General features: G+C 63.6%; 18 protein-coding genes and 1 pseudogene. 5 read left to right on the top strand and 14 right to left on the bottom strand.

Going from position 1 to position 16,853, the window contains the following annotated elements:
- Positions 1 to 345: 345 nt before the first annotated feature.
- Positions 346 to 1,020: a response regulator gene (locus AB3X96_RS04810; RefSeq protein WP_368588794.1), complete on the bottom strand. Its 675-nt coding sequence runs from the start codon at positions 1,018 to 1,020 to the stop codon at positions 346 to 348.
- A 496-nt stretch (positions 1,021 to 1,516) separates the two neighbouring features.
- The gene (locus tag AB3X96_RS04805) at positions 1,517 to 2,236 is read right to left on the bottom strand and encodes a response regulator transcription factor (protein ID WP_176377683.1); all 720 of its coding nucleotides are present in this window, start codon (positions 2,234 to 2,236) and stop codon (positions 1,517 to 1,519) included.
- Between the two features lie 466 nt (positions 2,237 to 2,702).
- Here AB3X96_RS04805 and AB3X96_RS04800 point away from each other — a divergent pair, with 466 nt between their 5' ends.
- From AB3X96_RS04800 to AB3X96_RS04790, 3 genes are all read left to right on the top strand, one after another.
- Complete coding sequence (locus AB3X96_RS04800; RefSeq protein WP_368588793.1) at positions 2,703 to 3,389, top strand: NnrU family protein; 687 nt, start codon at positions 2,703 to 2,705, stop codon at positions 3,387 to 3,389.
- A 153-nt stretch (positions 3,390 to 3,542) separates the two neighbouring features.
- Positions 3,543 to 3,887, top strand: coding sequence for an SDR family oxidoreductase (locus AB3X96_RS04795; protein ID WP_368588792.1), 345 nt, complete (start codon positions 3,543 to 3,545; stop codon positions 3,885 to 3,887).
- 47 nt (positions 3,888 to 3,934) lie between these two features.
- Positions 3,935 to 4,399: a RidA family protein gene (locus tag AB3X96_RS04790; protein ID WP_368588791.1), complete on the top strand. Its 465-nt coding sequence runs from the start codon at positions 3,935 to 3,937 to the stop codon at positions 4,397 to 4,399.
- A gap of 63 nt (positions 4,400 to 4,462) precedes the next feature.
- Here the strand turns inward: AB3X96_RS04790 and AB3X96_RS04785 are convergent, their stop codons facing one another.
- From AB3X96_RS04785 to AB3X96_RS04760, 6 genes and pseudogenes are all read right to left on the bottom strand, one after another.
- Positions 4,463 to 4,588, bottom strand: a complete 126-nt coding sequence (locus AB3X96_RS04785; RefSeq protein ID WP_368589076.1) for a hypothetical protein — start codon at positions 4,586 to 4,588, stop codon at positions 4,463 to 4,465.
- Between the two features lie 153 nt (positions 4,589 to 4,741).
- Entirely contained in the window at positions 4,742 to 6,046 is a 1,305-nt protein-coding gene (locus AB3X96_RS04780; protein WP_368588790.1) for an HlyD family efflux transporter periplasmic adaptor subunit, read from the bottom strand.
- 33 nt (positions 6,047 to 6,079) lie between these two features.
- Positions 6,080 to 7,599 (bottom strand): annotated as a pseudogene (locus AB3X96_RS04775) (efflux transporter outer membrane subunit).
- Between the two features lie 54 nt (positions 7,600 to 7,653).
- Positions 7,654 to 8,091, bottom strand: a complete 438-nt coding sequence (locus tag AB3X96_RS04770) for a MarR family winged helix-turn-helix transcriptional regulator (RefSeq protein WP_368589064.1) — start codon at positions 8,089 to 8,091, stop codon at positions 7,654 to 7,656.
- Positions 8,092 to 8,197: 106 nt separating this feature from the next.
- Complete coding sequence (locus AB3X96_RS04765) at positions 8,198 to 9,760, bottom strand: DHA2 family efflux MFS transporter permease subunit (protein ID WP_368588789.1); 1,563 nt, start codon at positions 9,758 to 9,760, stop codon at positions 8,198 to 8,200.
- Positions 9,761 to 9,840: 80 nt separating this feature from the next.
- A complete protein-coding gene (locus AB3X96_RS04760) occupies positions 9,841 to 10,278 on the bottom strand; it encodes a MarR family winged helix-turn-helix transcriptional regulator (RefSeq protein WP_368588788.1) in 438 nt (145 codons plus the stop codon).
- A 297-nt stretch (positions 10,279 to 10,575) separates the two neighbouring features.
- On the opposite strand from AB3X96_RS04760, the gene AB3X96_RS04755 reads away from it, so the two are divergent.
- The gene (locus tag AB3X96_RS04755) at positions 10,576 to 11,286 is read left to right on the top strand and encodes an SDR family NAD(P)-dependent oxidoreductase (RefSeq protein WP_368588787.1); all 711 of its coding nucleotides are present in this window, start codon (positions 10,576 to 10,578) and stop codon (positions 11,284 to 11,286) included.
- A 31-nt stretch (positions 11,287 to 11,317) separates the two neighbouring features.
- Here the strand turns inward: AB3X96_RS04755 and AB3X96_RS04750 are convergent, their stop codons facing one another.
- The 4 genes from AB3X96_RS04750 to AB3X96_RS04735 form a co-directional block, all read right to left on the bottom strand.
- The gene (locus AB3X96_RS04750) at positions 11,318 to 12,271 is read right to left on the bottom strand and encodes a LysR substrate-binding domain-containing protein (RefSeq protein WP_368588786.1); all 954 of its coding nucleotides are present in this window, start codon (positions 12,269 to 12,271) and stop codon (positions 11,318 to 11,320) included.
- 79 nt (positions 12,272 to 12,350) lie between these two features.
- Positions 12,351 to 13,451 (bottom strand): NAD(P)H-dependent flavin oxidoreductase, encoded by a 1,101-nt coding sequence (locus AB3X96_RS04745; RefSeq protein ID WP_368588785.1) that lies wholly within the window; start codon positions 13,449 to 13,451, stop codon positions 12,351 to 12,353.
- Between the two features lie 58 nt (positions 13,452 to 13,509).
- A complete protein-coding gene (locus tag AB3X96_RS04740) occupies positions 13,510 to 13,755 on the bottom strand; it encodes a hypothetical protein (protein WP_368589075.1) in 246 nt (81 codons plus the stop codon).
- A 91-nt stretch (positions 13,756 to 13,846) separates the two neighbouring features.
- Entirely contained in the window at positions 13,847 to 14,122 is a 276-nt protein-coding gene (locus AB3X96_RS04735) for a DUF1488 domain-containing protein (protein ID WP_368588784.1), read from the bottom strand.
- On the opposite strand from AB3X96_RS04735, the gene AB3X96_RS04730 reads away from it, so the two are divergent.
- Positions 14,117 to 14,269: a hypothetical protein gene (locus tag AB3X96_RS04730; protein ID WP_368588783.1), complete on the top strand. Its 153-nt coding sequence runs from the start codon at positions 14,117 to 14,119 to the stop codon at positions 14,267 to 14,269. The two genes, AB3X96_RS04735 and AB3X96_RS04730, sit on opposite strands and share 6 nt — an antisense overlap.
- Before the next feature lie 23 nt (positions 14,270 to 14,292).
- Here the strand turns inward: AB3X96_RS04730 and chrA are convergent, their stop codons facing one another.
- Together chrA and AB3X96_RS04720 are read right to left on the bottom strand one after the other, a co-directional pair.
- On the bottom strand, positions 14,293 to 15,534 hold the full coding sequence (gene chrA / locus AB3X96_RS04725; protein ID WP_368588782.1) for a chromate efflux transporter: 1,242 nt from the start codon (positions 15,532 to 15,534) through the stop codon (positions 14,293 to 14,295).
- Between the two features lie 140 nt (positions 15,535 to 15,674).
- Entirely contained in the window at positions 15,675 to 16,715 is a 1,041-nt protein-coding gene (locus AB3X96_RS04720; protein ID WP_368588781.1) for a zinc-dependent alcohol dehydrogenase family protein, read from the bottom strand.
- Positions 16,716 to 16,853 lie beyond the last annotated feature (138 nt).

Genomic DNA, 16,853 nt, shown 5'->3' with positions numbered 1-16,853 from the left:
CTCGGGCGGCCAAGCAGGTCAACTCACCTACCCTCTATATCGAAACCTTCTTGTATGCCACGATATGCATCGTGGAATTTCAATTCGATTTTGATGCATAACTGGTGGTCGCGCAATCGGAACATGACCTTGCAGCGTCATCGTTTTCACCTAGCCCAACTTGCGACCGCGTTGCCTTTGGGCAGCCATCACAACGGACCACGCGCTACAGCTTGTTTGCTGGTATGGAGCGCCCTAACCGGCAGCAGTCGCGCAGTCCATCGGGAGCGTCGCCCGGAAGCCGGCACCCGGGCCACGCTCACGCTGATTCAGGCCTGAGGCCATAAACTCACGCGTCGGACTCTGCTACGAATTGGCCGGCTCCGCGGACGGCACCAAGCCGCTTTCCATTCCATAACGCACCAGGTCCGCGTCTCGCTCGATACTCAGCTTGAGCATTGCCGAGCTCTTTTGCGTACTGATGGTTTTTTTACTGCGACGCAAAAGCTCGCCAATTTCCGTCACAGTCATCCCGGAAACAAACAGGCGTACGACCTCCAGTTCACATCGCGTCAATGGGGCTCCGGCCGTGTTGCCGCGCGCACGCGGGTTGATCGTGTCTGAGATCGCCGCCACGCGCGGCGACAGATAGCGACCATTCGCGTAGGCGGCATGTACCGCGATCGTCAGGTTACTGATCGGATCAGCCTTGCTGAAAATACAGCAGTGGCCTCCCTGCATCAGCAGCCGCACAACCGCCGGATTTTCCATCATGCTCAGCACAACCACCCGCACGTTCGGAGAGTGCTGGCGAATGGCAGCGAAAAGAGCCAGTCCGTCGCCATAACGTCCGCCGGGCATCACGTAGTCCGAGACAACCACGTCACAAGGCGAGTTGGTCAGCGCGGCCATCAGTTCGGTCGAATTTTTCGCCGTGCCAACAACCGAGATCGTGCTGCTTCTTTCGAGTTCGTATCGCACGCCTTCGAGAATCACTGGATGATCGTCTGCGAGTATTACGCGAATTCTTGATGTGGTCATAGTCGACTTCCGTCGCAATGTAATTTGAGGCGTTAGAGACGCCATTAAAGTGAGGGGCGGAATTCAAGTTGCATTTCCACGCTTCTCGTGTCGTGTCCTATTGACAATGAACGGGCAAGACTTTATCTACGCCGCATCGGATCAGTAATAGGCTTAGTCTTATAAGTGAGAAATATCAGAAAATAGGACAGGCGTACGTTCGCGGTCTTGAGCGGTCTGTGTGCGGTCGCGACCGTCTTCCCGCGAAGTGACGGTGACTCAATCCAGATGTTTCGTGCAATGCGTAGGTTTTCGTCCCGATGGCGCATGTAACGCGTGACGACGGACGCGCCCATGCCACTTCGAGAGCCAAGATTCCGGACCTGCACTTGCCACGTATGCGTTCTTCAGTGCGACTGTCCGGTCAACGACGGAATGCAAATCCGCAAGAATGCAAGCATCCCGTCACGGCTTTGCCTTCTCAATGTTATTTGCAAGGGCGAATCGCTTCCTGCATTTATTCTGTGGAGGAAGAACCGTCCGGCATCTTCTGCGATGAAGTCACCAGCCCATTTTCCATCGCATACCGAAACAGATCGACTTCTCGTTCAATGCCGAGTTTTTCCATCGCCTTCGATTTCTGTGTGCTGATGGTTTTCTTGCTGCGACTCAATTTCTCGGCAATCTCGTTCACAGTCAGCCCGGATGCAAAAAGACGCACAACTTCGGACTCGCGCTGACTCAGCACGTCCGATGAGCCCCTGCCCCGACGGTTCCAGTCGATCGACTGGACGATCTGATTGATCGTTGGCGAATAGTATTTGCCGCCGCTATGGACGGCATGAACGGCGGGGATAAGGTGGGCGCCAGCATCGGATTTGCTGACGATGCACGTTACACCTTGTGTAACGAGCGCACGAATCACCGCCGGGTTGTCGAGCATGGTTAGAACGACGATCTTGATCTCGGGATAGCGACGTTTGATCAGAGAGAACAGCGCGATTCCGTCACCGTAGTCGCCCGCAGGCATTGCGTAATCGGATACGAGAACGTCGCACTGTGTGCTCGTTAGAAGCGCGATCAGCTCAGTCGAATTCCTCGCTGTCCCTACCAGCTGGATTGTCTTCACCTCTGCGAGCTCATGCGAAATACCGCTGAGCATGACGGGGTGGTCATCGGCAAGGATGACTCGAATGGCGAACGCATCCATATTGTCAATATCGTCGAGATAGGACATTTGTATGATAGTCAGCGGCGGGATGTTTGCTCTGCGGGTTTACCTTCACGTTTTGCGATCGTTGGTTTCTTCGCAGCCAAACACCTGAGGCGTTTAATTTATTGCGTCTAAGGTCGCCACAGTCCATCCTCGTCATCGTTCACTCCCGTATTCGAGTCTAAATCTCCAGGGAACGCACTTCCCGGCGCCTCAACCAGCGACCTGCCGCGATGGCCAGGCAGCGCTTGCTGAACATGATCTCTCTGCCTTGCAAAGTTGGCTTCGGCGATCGTTCGATCACCTACTCTCTTTAGCGAGGGGCCGCTCCCATCCCGTCGACGGGCCGTGTAAAGGCTTGTGACCCGAGCCGGATGCCCGCGCGCGGCAATCGAACTCGCGAAACGCCCGCCGCGCTCGTTGCGGCACACGAAGTAGTATTCTCCAGTGCACACGTTCGACCGATCATCTGACTCGAGGAGCCGAGCCCATGGAAAGCACACTTGTCGTGGCGGCATTCGCTTTTGTCGGTAGCCACTTTCTCCTGTCCCATCCGCTGCGGGCGGGTATGGTCCGGGCAATCGGCGAACGGGCCGCCATGGGCGTCTATTCGCTGATCGCGATACTGACGTTCGGCTGGATGGTCATGGCTTACGACCGGACGCCCGTCTCCGAGCCGCTATGGCCGGCAGGCAACGTGCTGTGGGCGATTGTGACCGTGGTCATGCTGATCGCATCGATCCTTCTGATGGGCTCGCTGATCCGCAACCCGGCGTTGCCCACCGTTGGCCGGCCCGCCGCTCCTCCCGACGCGGCGCACGGCGTGTACGCGGTGACACGTCACCCGATGATGTGGTCGTTCGCGCTTTGGGGGCTGTGCCATATCGCCGTGCTCCCGGTCACCCGGAACATCGTGCTTGCCGGGGCGATCATCATTCTCGCGCTGGTCGGTGCCGCGTTGCAGGACCGCAAGAAGCGGCGTCTGCAACCGGATCTGTGGCCCGCATGGGAGTCGCAAACGAGCTATCTGCCGTTCGCGGCGATCGCCGCCGGCCGCGCGCGGCTGGGCGGGTTCGGCATGCACGCGCTGATTGGCGGCGTGGTGTTCTGGCTCGTGGCGACCTGGGCGCATATCCCGCTCTCCGGCTGGCCCGCGGGCATCTGGCGCTGGCTCTAGCCGGCCGATTCCACGAGATTTGTTCTCGTGGCGCAAGACTCTTTGTCCACGGTGTGTGTTCGAATTCGCGGCGGATGCGCCTACAGTGCGCTGCAGCGGGTCCATCGATTCGAACGGCCAGCAGGCCGAATCAATCACACTGTGAGACAAACCATGAGCACTTCCAGGGTCGTCATCGTCACCGGCGCCTCGCAAGGCGTCGTCGCTGAAACCGTCAAAGCTTTCCGCGCGCAGGGTCATCGCGTCGTCGCCACGGCTCGTTCCATCGCACCGGCCGTCGAGGCCGACGCCGGTATCCGCGCCAACGCGGTGTCGCCCGGCATCATCAAGTCGCCGATGCATCCCGCCGAATCGCTCGCGACGCTCGCCGGGATGCATCCGGTCGGGCGCATGGGCGAGATGAGCGACATCGTCAACGCGATCCTCTATCACGACTCGGCACCCTTCGTGACCGGCGAAATCCTGCATGTGGACGGCGGCCAGAGCGCAGGCCAGTAAATGGTCTAGCGCCGCCCGTGCTCGCCACGATACTCAAGGAGCCCATCATGTCCGTCCAACAGAAACTCGCCGAACTCGGTCTCGAACTGCCTACTCCGCCGCAACCGCTGGGCAGCTATACGGCTGTCAGCGAAGCCGGCAACCTGCTCTTCATCTCCGGGCAGGTGCCGCTGTCCGCCGGCAAAATGATCTACACGGGCCGCGTCGGCGAGACCCTGACGCTCGAAGAGGGCCGCAAGGCGGCCCAACTCGCCGCGCTCAACGCGCTCGCGCAGATCTCGCAGCATCTCGGCGGCTTCGAGCGCCTGCATCACATCGTTCGCGTCGAGGGGCACGTCAGTTCCGCCGATGGCTTCTACGATCAGCCCGCCGTGATCGACGGAGCTTCGGATCTGTTCGCCGCCCTGCTGGGTGACAAGGCGGGACATGCGCGCTCGGCGTTCTCGCATAGCCAGGGGCCCGCCAACGCCGCTGTCGTGATCGTCGTCATTGCTGAGATCCTGCCCGCCTGACCGACGCGTGCGACGCGACGCATGTGCTGCCCGCCGACCACATCCGCGCGAGCGTCGTTCGTGTCACCACTCCTTGATGGCCACGTCGTAGTCCTCGTCGTAGAACGCGACCAGAAACTCTTCGGGCATCAGCCACGAGTCGACGCTCACGCTTTGCGTGCCAACGTCGACCGCGACCTCAGTCAGCAACGTTGGATACCGAACGGGACGATGCCCGTCCAGACATGGCGTGTCATCAACCAGCCGCTGACCTCGCACCGATCGCACCGTCGAATGACGATGCCGATACTAGCGCCGCCTGCCGTGTCCTGCTCCGTCGCGGCAAGCTCGCCCTGAATCGGATCAACCTGCGTTCGCCTTGCGCTGCTGCGTCGCCACGCGCTGCGACTGCGATTGCGGTTGCGCCGCCATCGCGCGCGAGACCATGTCGTTTTGCTTGATGATCTTGTCGATCTCGGCGTCGGCCTGCGCATCGTACTGCGCGAAAACATCGGTGCTGTAGCGCGTGTTCCGCGCCGCGCCGAGCTGCGAACCGGATTCGTCGCGCGTGTCGGCATCGACCGTCATCGACAGGCCGATACGCAGCGGATGCGCGGCCAGCTCGGCCGGGTCGAGCGCGATGCGCACCGGCAGCCGCTGCACGATCTTGATCCAGTTGCCGGTGGCGTTCTGCGCCGGCAGCGTCGCGAACGCGCTGCCCGTGCCTGCTGAGAAGCCCTCGATACGACCGTGATACCTCGCGCCTCTGCCGTAGACGTCCGAGCGCAGCGTGACCTGCTGGCCAACCCGCATGTGCTTGAGCTGCACTTCCTTGAAGTTCGCGTCGACCCACACGCCGTCGAGCGGCACGATCGCCATCAGCGGCGTGCCCGGCGCGACGCGCTGGCCGACCTGAACCCGGCGTTGCGCGACGTAGCCGGTCACCGGCGCCGGCAAGGTATCGCGCGCATAGGCGAGCCACGCGGTCCGCACTTTCGCGGCGGCGGCCTGCACGTCCGGATGCTGCTCGACCGTCGTGCGGTCGGTCAGCGCGTGATTGGCTTCGCCCTGTTGGCGCGCGGCGTCGAGCGCGGCCTGCGCGACGCTGACGGCATCGCGGGCGTGCGCGATGTCTTCGGCGGACACGGCGCCCGTATCGGCGACGGCCTCGCGGCGGTGCAGGTCGTCGCGGGCGCGGCTAAGATCGGCTTCGCGCTGCGCGACGTTCGCCGCGAAGAAGTCATTGTTGACATACAGGCCGGAGACGCGACGCACGGTCTGGCCGAGTTGCGCTTCGGCATCGGCGAGCGCGAGTTTTGCATCGGCCGGATCGAGCGTGACGACGGGGTCGCCTTGCTTCACGATTTGCGTGTCGTCGGTGTTGACGGCGATCACCGTGCCGGTGACCTGCGGCGTCAGTTGCACGAGATTGCCGCTGACGTACGCGTCGTCGGTCTCTTCGTGATAGCGGCCCTCGGTGAAGTAGTACGCGCCGTACGCGGCGCTCCCGAGCAACACCGCGGCTCCGAGCAGCGCGATCAGGCGCTTGCGGCGTGCGGGCGGCGTGGCCTTGTTGTCGCCTTCGGGCGTGGCGGGCGCTTGCGCGCCGCTCTTGTGTTCGTCATCCTGATCCGCCAGTTCGCGGTCGGTCGTGATCGAATTGCTCATTGCAGTTCTCCTGATAGGTTTCCGACGCGCCGTTCAACGCGCGGCGACCGCGGATTTGACTTGACTGGCGGGTGCGGCAGCGACATCCGCGTGATGATCGGTTTGTGCCGACGTATCGACATAGCCGCCGCCCAACGCCGACGCGAGCTGGATCTGCTGCCGCGACGGTTCATCTTCAGATTGGCGATCGCCTCGTCGGCGTTCAGCGCGGTGACATCGGCATTGAGCACGGTCAGCTGGTTGGTCAGGCCGGCCTTGTATTGCGTGGTCGCGAGGCGATCGGCATCGCTCGCGGCCTGCTGCGCGGCCAGCGCATCGCCGAGCTGCGCGTCGCTCGAGCGGATCTGCGCGATTTGCGTGGCCACGCCGCTCAGCGCGCCGATCAGCGTCTGGTTATAGGTCGCCACCGCATAGTCGAACTCGGCGTAGCGGCCCTTCAACTGCGCGCGCAGCTCGCCCGCATCGAAGATCGGCAAGTGGATCGCCGGGCCCACCGACGCGGTGCGGCTCGCGGCGCTCAGGAAGCGGCCGAAGCCGAACGCGTCGAGACCGATCGCGGCGCTCAGGTTGATGTCGGGATAGAACTCGGCCTTCGCTTCCTTCACTTCGTGCGTGATCGCGTCGACGCGCCAGCGCGCCGCGACGATGTCGGGCCGCCGGCTCAGCAGATCGGCCGGCAGGTTGTCCGGCAGACGCACGTCGTCGCCGACGCCGAGGCTCGGCCGCGTGATCGCGAGTCCGCGATCGGGACCCTTGCCGAGCAGCGCCGCCAGTTGATAGCGGGTGCTCAGGATGCTGCCGTCGAGCGCGCTGACGCGGGCACGGCTCGTCGACAGATTCGCGTCGGCGGTCTTGCGCTCCACTTCGGTATCGAGTCCGTTTGCGATACGGCCGGCGGTGATGCGCTCGATCTGCTCGCGTCGCGCGACTTCCTGCTGCGCGATGTCGCGCAATGCGTAGAGCCGCGCCAGCTCGTTGTAAGTGCGGGCAATCGAGGTGTCGAGCGTGAGCCGGACGACTTCCGCGTCGGCCTCGCTCGCGGACGCCTCCGAGACAGCCGCGCGCAGCGCCTCGCGGTTCTTGCCCCAGAGGTCGAGATCGTAGGAAGCGGTGAGCAGCCCCTTGTTCTCGGTCTGCCAGGAGCCGGCGTACGGCGGCGGAATCAACGCGGTACTGCTGAATTGCTGGCGCGTCAGCGTGTACGACGCGTCGACGCGCGGCAGCGTGCCCGCCTTCGCCGTTTCGCTATAGGCTTGCGCCTGCGCGACTCGGGCGCGCGCCTGCTCGAGCGTCGGGCTGCCTTGCAGCGCCTCGGCGATCAAAGCCTTTAGTTGCGCGTCGCCGAACTGGTCGACCCAGTCGGCCGACGGCCAGTGCCCCTGCTCTTGCTGGAGGCTCCGCGACGTTTCCAGCTGTTGGGGTTGATCGATCTGCTTGTCGCTGTGGATGCCCGCATAGTTTGCACAGGCTGCCAGCACCGCGAATGAGATCACCGAAACACCGAGCTTCAGCGTACGGGCGACGGTGTTTGCCCTAGAAGTCTGCGTATTCATTTTCTGACAAATCAGATTAATGGGTGAAGAAAACGCGGCCCACGGCCGCGCCGCTCAATCGCCGGTGAACTTGCGAAGCAGGCGGTCCAGCTCGGCAAACTCGGCCTTCGTGAATTTGCGCAAGCGCGCGTTCAACACATGCGGTGCGACTTCCGGAATCCGCGCGGCGGTTTTCTGCCCTTCAGCGGTCAACGTCAGATTGACCACGCGGCGATCTTGCGGGTCGCGCGAACGTTCCAGCAGCCCTTTCGATTCCAGCTTGTCCAGCATCCGCGTCATTAGGCCGGTGTCGATTCCGAGCAGCTTCGACAGCTCGAAAGGCGTAGTTGCCACACCCTGCTTGAGCGAAAGCAGGATGCCCATCTGCTGCCCGTTGATGTCGAGGTCCTTGAGCGCCGCGTCCATTTCCGCGACGACGATGTTGCGGGCCTTGACGAGCCTGAAGCCGATACTCTCTGTAAGCATGAAGTTCTTCGTCGTGTAGTGGTCCATCGCGGCGTCCTCCTTGTTGATTTTCACAATATCTGCATTATCAGATAATGTCAAGAAGAGGATTGTGTGTTTCATTTTCCGTCCGAACCGGGTTGCCCAATCGGAATCAATGTCCGCCGGCGGCTGCCGCGCCCGCGGCACCACCTTTGGTCGGCTTCGTCACCCAGATCAGCGGGATGATGACCACAAAGATCACCGCCGAGATCCAGAAGATGTCGTTCAGGCCCAGCATCGTCGCCTGCGCGTTCAGCGAGGCTTCGTAAAACGCCGTGGCCTTGGGAATGCCCGCGTCCAGCGCCGCCTGCAGGTGCGCGATCGCGCCGGAAAAACCAGGGTCCTCCACGCTGCTTTGCTCGGCAAGTCGCGCATGGTGCAGGATCGTACGATCGCTCCATGCGTTGCTCATCAGAGACGTGCCCACCGCTCCCGCGAAAATGCGCACGAAGTTGGACAGACCCGCCGCCGCCGGAATCTCCTCCGGCTTCAGGCCCGACAGGATGATCGCGGTCAGCGGCGTGAAGAACAGCGCGGTCGGAATGCCTTGCAGCAAAGTGGGCAGCACGAGTGTCCACGCGTCGATGCCGGTCGTGTAGCTGGAACGCATGAAGAACACCCCGGCGAATCCGACGAACGCAAGCGTGGCGAGCACCCGCATGTCCGAGCGCGGCATGATCTTGCCCATCACCGGCGCGAGGATCACGGCGAAAATGCCGAGCGGCGCGGTCACGAGCCCCGCGTCCACCGCCCGGTAGCCGAGGAAGCCCTGAATCCACTGCGGCAGGATCACGAGGTTGGCGAAGAAGATCGCGTAGGCGACCGAAATCGCAATCGTGCCGCCGAGGAAGTTACGTCTGGTGAAAAGCCGCAGGTTGACGATCGGCTTTTCCTCGGTCAATTCCCAGATCAGGAAAAACAGGAAGCTGACCGCGGCGACGATCATCAGCGCCCAGATCACCGGCGAGCTGAACCAGTCGAGATCGCGGCCCTTGTCGAGCATGATCTGCAGCGGTGCGACCCATGCGATCAGCGAGATCAGGCCGACCTTGTCGATCGGGAGTTTGCGGGCCGGCGTCTCGCGATCGCGGTAGATCGCCCAGATCGCGCCCGCGGCAAACAGGCCGACCGGCACGTTGATGTAGAAGATCCACGACCAGCTGTAGCTGTCGGTGATCCAGCCGCCGAGCGCCGGACCCGCGATCGGCCCGACCGTCGCGGTCATCGCCCACAACGCCAGCGCGTTCGAACTTCTTTCCTTCGGAAACGACGCGAGCAGCATGGCCTGCGACAACGGCACCAGCGGCCCCGCCACCGCGCCCTGCACGACGCGGGCGACGAGCAGCACCAGCAGGTTCGGAGCGAGTCCGCACGCCGCCGATGACAGGACGAACAGCAGGATCGCCCAGACGAACAGCTTGACCTGGCCGATGCGCTGCGTGAGCCACCCGGTCAACGGAATCGACACCGCGTTGGCCGCGGCAAACAGTGTAATGACCCATGTGCCTTCGTCGATCGACACGCCGAGGTTGCCCGACAGCGTCGGAATCGCGACGTTGGCGATCGACGAATCGAGCACGTTCATGAAGGTGGCGAGCGCTACGGCAAACGTGCCGAGTGCGAACTTTGCGCCAGTCAGCTGGGCCGGCGCGCCCGGGTTGGTCGGTGGATTCATGTCCTCGTCTCGGTTCGGAGCGCCCTTCAGTGGCGGGCGATTATCTGCATTGTCAGATAAGTGGTTGAAAAAAAGCCGCCTTAGCGGTCGAGCAGTCTTGAAAGAAGCAGGCTCAACGAGTCGAAGTCCGACTTCGAGAAGTGCGAAAGCCGCTCGCTCCATGCTCCCTGGACAACCCGTGTGTGGCGCGCGGCGATGGCCCGCCCTTTCTGCGTCAATGAAACATTGACGAATCGACGATCCCTGCCGTTGCGGGCGCGCTCGATCAATCCGCTGTCTTCGAGTCTGTCCAGCACGCGGGTCATCCGGGTCGGGTGGACGCCAGCCAATTTCGACAGGGCGGCCGGTGTTTTCGCGCTCCCGCGCGCCAGCGTGAGCAGAACGCCGCGCTGCTGCAGATTGAGTCCTGCATCCGCGAGCCCTGCCCTGAGTTCGCTTGCAATCAGCTGACGCGCCTGACCCAGCACGGACACCAGCTTCTGCGTCCGCTCGAAGTCTTCGTTGATTGAATCGTCCATCGATCGCCTCTTCGATATCTGACTTCAATATATTTGACCATGCAGATTTGTGCAAGCGCATTTCCTCGCCGTATGCGCTACGTGGTGCAAAACTGAATTGATCTACCGGCGACAATCGCGACCGGCACCGGCAGTACCGCTGCCGACACGTGTCATCATTCACCGCTTGTTCCTGCGGCTCACAACTGTTTGTCCGCGCCTTGTGTGCAAAAGCGCAGCACGACTGCATAAATTAGTAGCCATCGGAGCCAACAGTCCGATCACAGATTGCTGATCCAACCAACTTCGAGGTTCACTATGAGTCAGTCTCCCAAAGTCATCGTGGTCACCGGTGCATCGCAAGGCATCGGCGCCGAAACCGTCAAGGCATTTCGCAAGCTCGGCCATAACGTGGTCGCGACATCGCGCAGCATCAAGCCGTCGGACGATCCCAACCTCGTCACCGTGGCCGGTGACATCGCCGATCCGGCCACGGCTCAGCGCGTGATCGACACAGCCGTGGCGCGTTTCGGTCGGGTCGATACGCTCGTGAACAATGCGGGCATTTTCGTGGCCAAGCCGTTCACGCAGTACACGGCCGAAGACTACGCGACGATCACCAGCATCAATCTCGCGGGCTTCTTCCACATCACGCAGTTGGCGATCGCCGAGATGGAGAAGCACGAGCGCGGCCATGTGGTCAGCATCACGACGACCCTCGTCGATCACGCGATCGACGGTGTGCCGTCCGTGCTGGCCTCGCTGACCAAGGGCGGCCTCGCCGCCGCGACCCGCTCGCTTGCGATCGAGTACGCGAAGCGCGGCATTCGCGCCAATGCAGTTTCGCCCGGCATCATCAAGTCACCGATGCATGCGCCCGAAACCCATGCGGCGCTCGGCGCATTGCATCCGGTGGGTCATATGGGCGAGATGAGCGACATCGTGAATGCGATCCTCTATCTCGACTCGGCGCCGTTCGTGACCGGCGAGATCCTGCATGTGGACGGCGGCCAGAGCGCGGGCCACTGAGCGGGCCATGCGATGAAGACGCGCGCGCCGCTCAGCGCGCGCGCGTGCGTGGCGCGGGCACTGGCGGTGTCGTGGGCGTGGCCAACTGCTCGATCAGAAATTCGACGAAAACCCGCACGCGCGAAGTCAGATAGCGCGCGTGCGGATAAAGCAGGATGAATGGCCGCGTACGCCCGCCCGCTTCGCGCAGCACTTCCACGAGCCGACCTTCGCGCAGGTCGTCGGCCACGACGAAGCGATAAGTCTGAAAGAGACCCGCGCCGGCACGCGCGAGCGTCACGCCGGCGAGCGCATCGCCCGAGGTTCCATAGCTTCCCCGGGTCAGCACGTCGCCATTTTCAGCCGAGCCCTCGAAGGTCCACGCGAGATGACGCCCGCTGCTCGGCATTTCGAACTGGATGCACTCGTGGGTCTGCAGGTCCTCGACAGTGTTCGGCACCCCCGCGCGTTTCAGGTAGGCGGGCGTCGCCACCACGACCATTTCCGCATCTTCGAGCTTGCGCGCGACGAGGTTTGAATCGGCCGGTGCGCGTCCGCGTATCGCCAGATCGAAACCTTCGTCCGCGAAGTCGATGTTGCGGTTGCTCAGGTGCGTCTCGACCTGGACTTGCGGATAGCGCTCGCGAAACGCCGGCAGCAGCGGCAACACGCGATAGTGCCCATACGGCGTCGGCATGCTTATGCGCAGCACGCCTGCCGGTGTGGTTTGCTCGCCCGTCACTTCGCGCTCGGCGTCCATCAGTTGCGACAACGCCTGACGGCACTGCTCGAAGTAGCGCCGCCCCGCGTCGGTCAGACGGATCTGGCGCGTCGTGCGCACGAACAGGCGCACGCCGAGCCGTTCCTCGAGCCGCGCCACCGAGCGGCTCACCGCCGCCGGCGTGACACTCGCGGCGTTGGCCGCTAGCGTAAAGCTTCCGAGCTCCGCCGCGAAACAGAAGAGCTCGATGCTGCCCAGCAGCAGATCGTCGAATTTGCGTTGCATGCCTGTCTCCCTTTGTTTTTTTGTTTCGAGGATGCGTGCCGATGTTTTCGATCGATGCGAGGCATGAAAATCAGACTGCTCAGTTCCACACCGATTGCAGCCGCTCGATACTTTCACGCGTTTCGCGTTCGAGTTGCGCGATCAGTTCGCCGGCGGGCATCGAACGCGCAAGCGGCGCGGCCTGCCCCGCCCATTGCGCGCCGTAGCCGAACTCACCCTTGGCCTTGGCGGCTGCATTGAGCGCTTTGCCGGCGTCGTAGGTGATCGGATAGGAAGGCGTTTGCGGGGCCTGCGGGTCCTCGCCGAGCGCCGTGAAGCGATTGACGATGCTGCGCGCGAGGCGCCCCGAAATGGCCGAAGTGAATGTCGTCGAGCGCGCCGCATCGCTGAGCAACGCGCTGCGATAGGCGTCGTCGATCGAGGTTTCCGGGCACGCGACGAAGGCCGTGCCCATTTGCGCCGCCTGCGCGCCCAGAGCAAGCGCGGCCGCGATGCCGGCGCCGTCCATGATGCCGCCCGCCGCGATCACGGGCAGGTCGAACTCGCTCGCCAGCAGACGCGTCAATGCGAACGTGCCGAGGCGCTCGTCGCGCAAGGTCGTGTCGAATATACCGCGATGACCGCCCGCCTCGATGCCCTGCGCGACGATCGCATCGACGCCTGCTTCGACGGCCGCCGCCGCTTCGTCGAGATTGGTCGCGCTCGCCAGCAAACGGATGCCCGCGTGCTTCAGTTGCGCGATCACCGCATCGGCCGGCAAGCCGAAATGGAAGCTGACGACGGCCGGCTTCTCCGCGAGCAGCATCGCCTGCATCGCGGTGTCGACGACGAAGCTCGTGTAGATCTCGGAGAGCGCTTGCGGCGGCGTCGCGCCGTATTCCCGGAACACCGGTTCGAGCCAGGCGAGCCATGCACGCTCCACGGCCGCATCGGATGTGGCCGGGCGATGGCAGAACACATTGATGTTGAACGGTTTCGTCGTTAGCTCGCGGGTCTGGTGGATCGCGCGGCGCGCGTTCTCCGCGTTCATCGCGGCAACGCCGAGCGAGCCCAGACCGCCCGCGTTCGACACCGCGGCCGCGAGCGCCGGCGTGGTGACGCCGGCCATCGGCGCCTGAATGATCGGCTTGTGGATGCCGAGCGTGCGCAGTAACGCGCGATTGTCCGCTTGAGTGCTCATGTTCCCGTCCCACCGGATGCGTTAAAAGGTTCAATGTACCTGCCGGCTTGCCTGCCTGTCATGCTCCAGCGCGGCCGTGCGCCCAGCGCCCGAGGCCACCGCAGGCGATCAGCCGCGCGCCGGTCACGAAGAATACACGGTGATGATCGGCTCGATCGACAGGTTCGCGAGCGGATGCATAGCCGCCTACCAGACCGGCGATCGAACGCAGCGCGATCAGCTCGTCAACATTGTGCGCCACGCCGATCAACGGCAGCGCCAGGGCCATACCGATCGCCGGTACAGACGAAACCGTCGCATTCATTTCGCGCTGCGCGCGGCAAACGGATCGACGGCGAGTGCGAGAAGGAGCGCCACCGCGCCAATCGCGTAGAGCACCGGATAATTGCCGCCGGTCACGCGGAGAACCTGAAGAACCCGCTGTGCAGCAGCACGGGCTTCGCGCCGACCTCCTCGAGCAGCTGTTTGGCGGCCTGCTCGATCTGATAGCGGTGCGCGAGGAACGCCTGGACCAGATCGTCCTCACGCAGCGAGCGCGCGCCGAAGTGATCTTCGAGCGCCTCGGCGGTAATCGCGCACTGCACTGACCGATCGTCGACGCACGCCGGAAACGCCAGCACCAGATCGCGGGCGCAGTATTCGGGCATGCAGGATGGAAAGGAAATATGCATGGTGACGCCCTCAAGCGCATGAAGTGCCGCGACGTCTCCAGCTTAATCACGCAATCCACCGCCGATTTGACGTACGTCAAGGCAGCGTTCCGCGTCATCAGCGGTGGCGTCGCGTCGTGGTGCGGCAAACGCACCGAGGCCGCGTGATCGTCCGTGCGCGATTAGCGCTGTCAGAGCGGGTGCCACACGGTTTGAGCAACGCCGGCCGCCACACACAGCACAACAACCGCAAGCGGCGGCACCTTCCAGCGCAGCAACAGCAAAAAGCCGATACACGCGACCGCGAAATCCGTCGCCGACAACACCGCGCTCGTCCACACCGGCGAATAGAGCGCGGCGGCCAGCAGGCCGACCACCGCGGCATTGACGCCGGCAAGCGCCGCCGCCATCGCCCCACGCGCGCGCAGCGCCTGCCACCACGGCAATGCGGCGAGCACGAGCAGCAGGCCCGGCAGAAAGATGCCCACTGTCGCCAGCAGTGCGCCGCTCCAGTGTCTGGGTGGCAGCGCCATCATCCAGCCGAGAAACGCCGCGAACGTGAATAGCGGTCCGGGTACCGCCTGGACCGCGCCATAGCCGGCCAGGAAGTCGTTGGGCGAGACCCATCCGGTCGCGGCGGTTTCACGCTGCAAAAGCGGCAGCACTACGTGCCCGCCGCCGAACACGAGCGCGCCCGAGCGATAGAACGCGTCGAATACGCGCAGGCCTTGCGAGGGCCCGCTTGCCGCCCATAGCGGCAACGCGAACAGCAATGCGCAAAACACCACTAGCGCGACGACGCCGGCCGTGCGCGACACCTGAAAATCGCCGGCCCGCAGAGGAGTGGCGCGTGGCGCTTGCGCCGCCGTGGTCCGGCACAGCGCGACACCGAGCACGGCGCCGGCGCCGATCACGATCAGTTGGGCGTAGACGGTGCCAAGCACACTCAGCAATGGGAGCGATGCGAGCGCGATCGCCGCGCGGCGGCGATCCGGACACAGACGCCGCGCCATGTCCCAAACGGCCTGCGCGACGACAGCCACCGCGACGAGTTTCAGGCCATGGATCACACCCGTGCCGAGCGTTCCGCCGAGGTCCGGCGCGATCGCGGCAAATGCCAGCATCACGAGTACCGACGGCAGCGTGAAGCCGCACCAGGCGGCAAGGCCCCCAGCCCACCCGGCCCGCAGCAACCCGATCGAAAATCCCGCCTGACTGCTCGCGGGTCCCGGCAGAAACTGGCATAGGCCGATCAGGTCGGTGAAGGCTTCGTCGTCGAGCCAGCGGCGCCGCTCGACGAACTCGCGCCGGAAGTAGCCGATGTGAGCGATCGGGCCGCCGAAACTGGTCAGCCCGAGTTTCAGAAATGCGCTGAAAACCTCGATAACGCGCGTGAACCGTGAGCGGCGCGGCGACGACAAATCAGTATCCATGGATGGGCGGGGCGAGCGATGCCGATTTCGCGAGGTGGCGGAACCACGGGCCATCGACGGGCCTCGTGTTTTGACGACGCACAGTATAGAGGTCCGCCGCTCGACCATGCGCGCCACCGCTCCGGCTCGCCGCACCCCGCCTAAGACGCTTCGATCAACACCTTCAGCGCGCGCGTGCTCGACGCGCTGGAGAACGTCTCGTAAGCCGAAAGAATATCGTCGAGCCGAAACCGATGCGTGATCAGACGCGTCGGATCGATCCGCCCCGCCTTGACCGTCTTCATCAGCATCGGGGTACTGACGGCATCGACGAGACGCGTCGTAATCGCGATGTTGCGATCCCACAGCTGTTCCAGATGCAGATCGCACTTCACGCCGTGCACGCCGATGTTCGCGATCGTTCCGCCAGGCGCGACCAGTTGCTGACAAAGCTCGAACGTCGGCGGAATGCCGACCGCTTCGATCACGCAGTCGGCGCCGACCGCTTCCGTCAGCTTCAGCACTTGCGCGACCGCATCGGTATGCGCGTTGTCGACGCACGCGGTCGCGCCGAAGCGGTGCGCGACCTCGAGCCGGTTGACATCGGGATCGATCATGATGATCTGCGCCGGCGAGTAGAACTGCGCGGTCAACAGCGCCGCGAGCCCGATCGGTCCGGCGCCGACGATCGCCACCGTAGAGCCCGGCTGAACCTTGCCGTTGAGCACGCCGCATTCGAAGCCGGTCGGCAGAATGTCGGACAGCATCACGAGCGCCTCTTCGTCGAGCCCGGCCGGAATCCGGTACAGACTGCTCTGCGCATGCGGAATGCGCACGTATTCGGCCTGCGTGCCGTCGACCCGGTTACCGAGAATCCAGCCGCCCGTCGTGCAATGCGAATACATGCCGCGCCTGCAGTAGTCACAGCGACCGCACGAGGTAATGCACGAGATCAGCACGTGATCGCCGGCCGCCAGCCCGGTCACCGCGTCGCCGACCTGATGCACGACACCGACACCTTCGTGGCCGAGAATGCGGCCCGGCTCGCAGCTCGGCACGTCGCCTTTGAGAATGTGCAGATCGGTGCCGCAGATCGTCGTGCGGGTGACTTTGACGATTGCATCGGTGGGCGCCGCGAGTTCGGGGATCGGCCGTTCGTCGAGCGACTTTTTGCCCGGACCGTGATAAACGAGTGCTTTCATGACGGACTTCTCCTGTGGCCGGAATGAAACACGATGCGTCCTATTGCGTCACGCGTTTACATCATGCGCCCCGGCATGGCGGGCGGCTTGATCTGGGTCAAGCATGTGGGTCCAACTGATTGCGGGCCGCGGCGTCCG

The sequence above is a fragment of the Paraburkholderia sp. BR13439 genome, from assembly GCF_040948805.1.
Lineage (GTDB): Bacteria > Pseudomonadota > Gammaproteobacteria > Burkholderiales > Burkholderiaceae > Paraburkholderia > Paraburkholderia youngii.
This window is presented reverse-complemented; position numbering and strand designations above follow the sequence as displayed.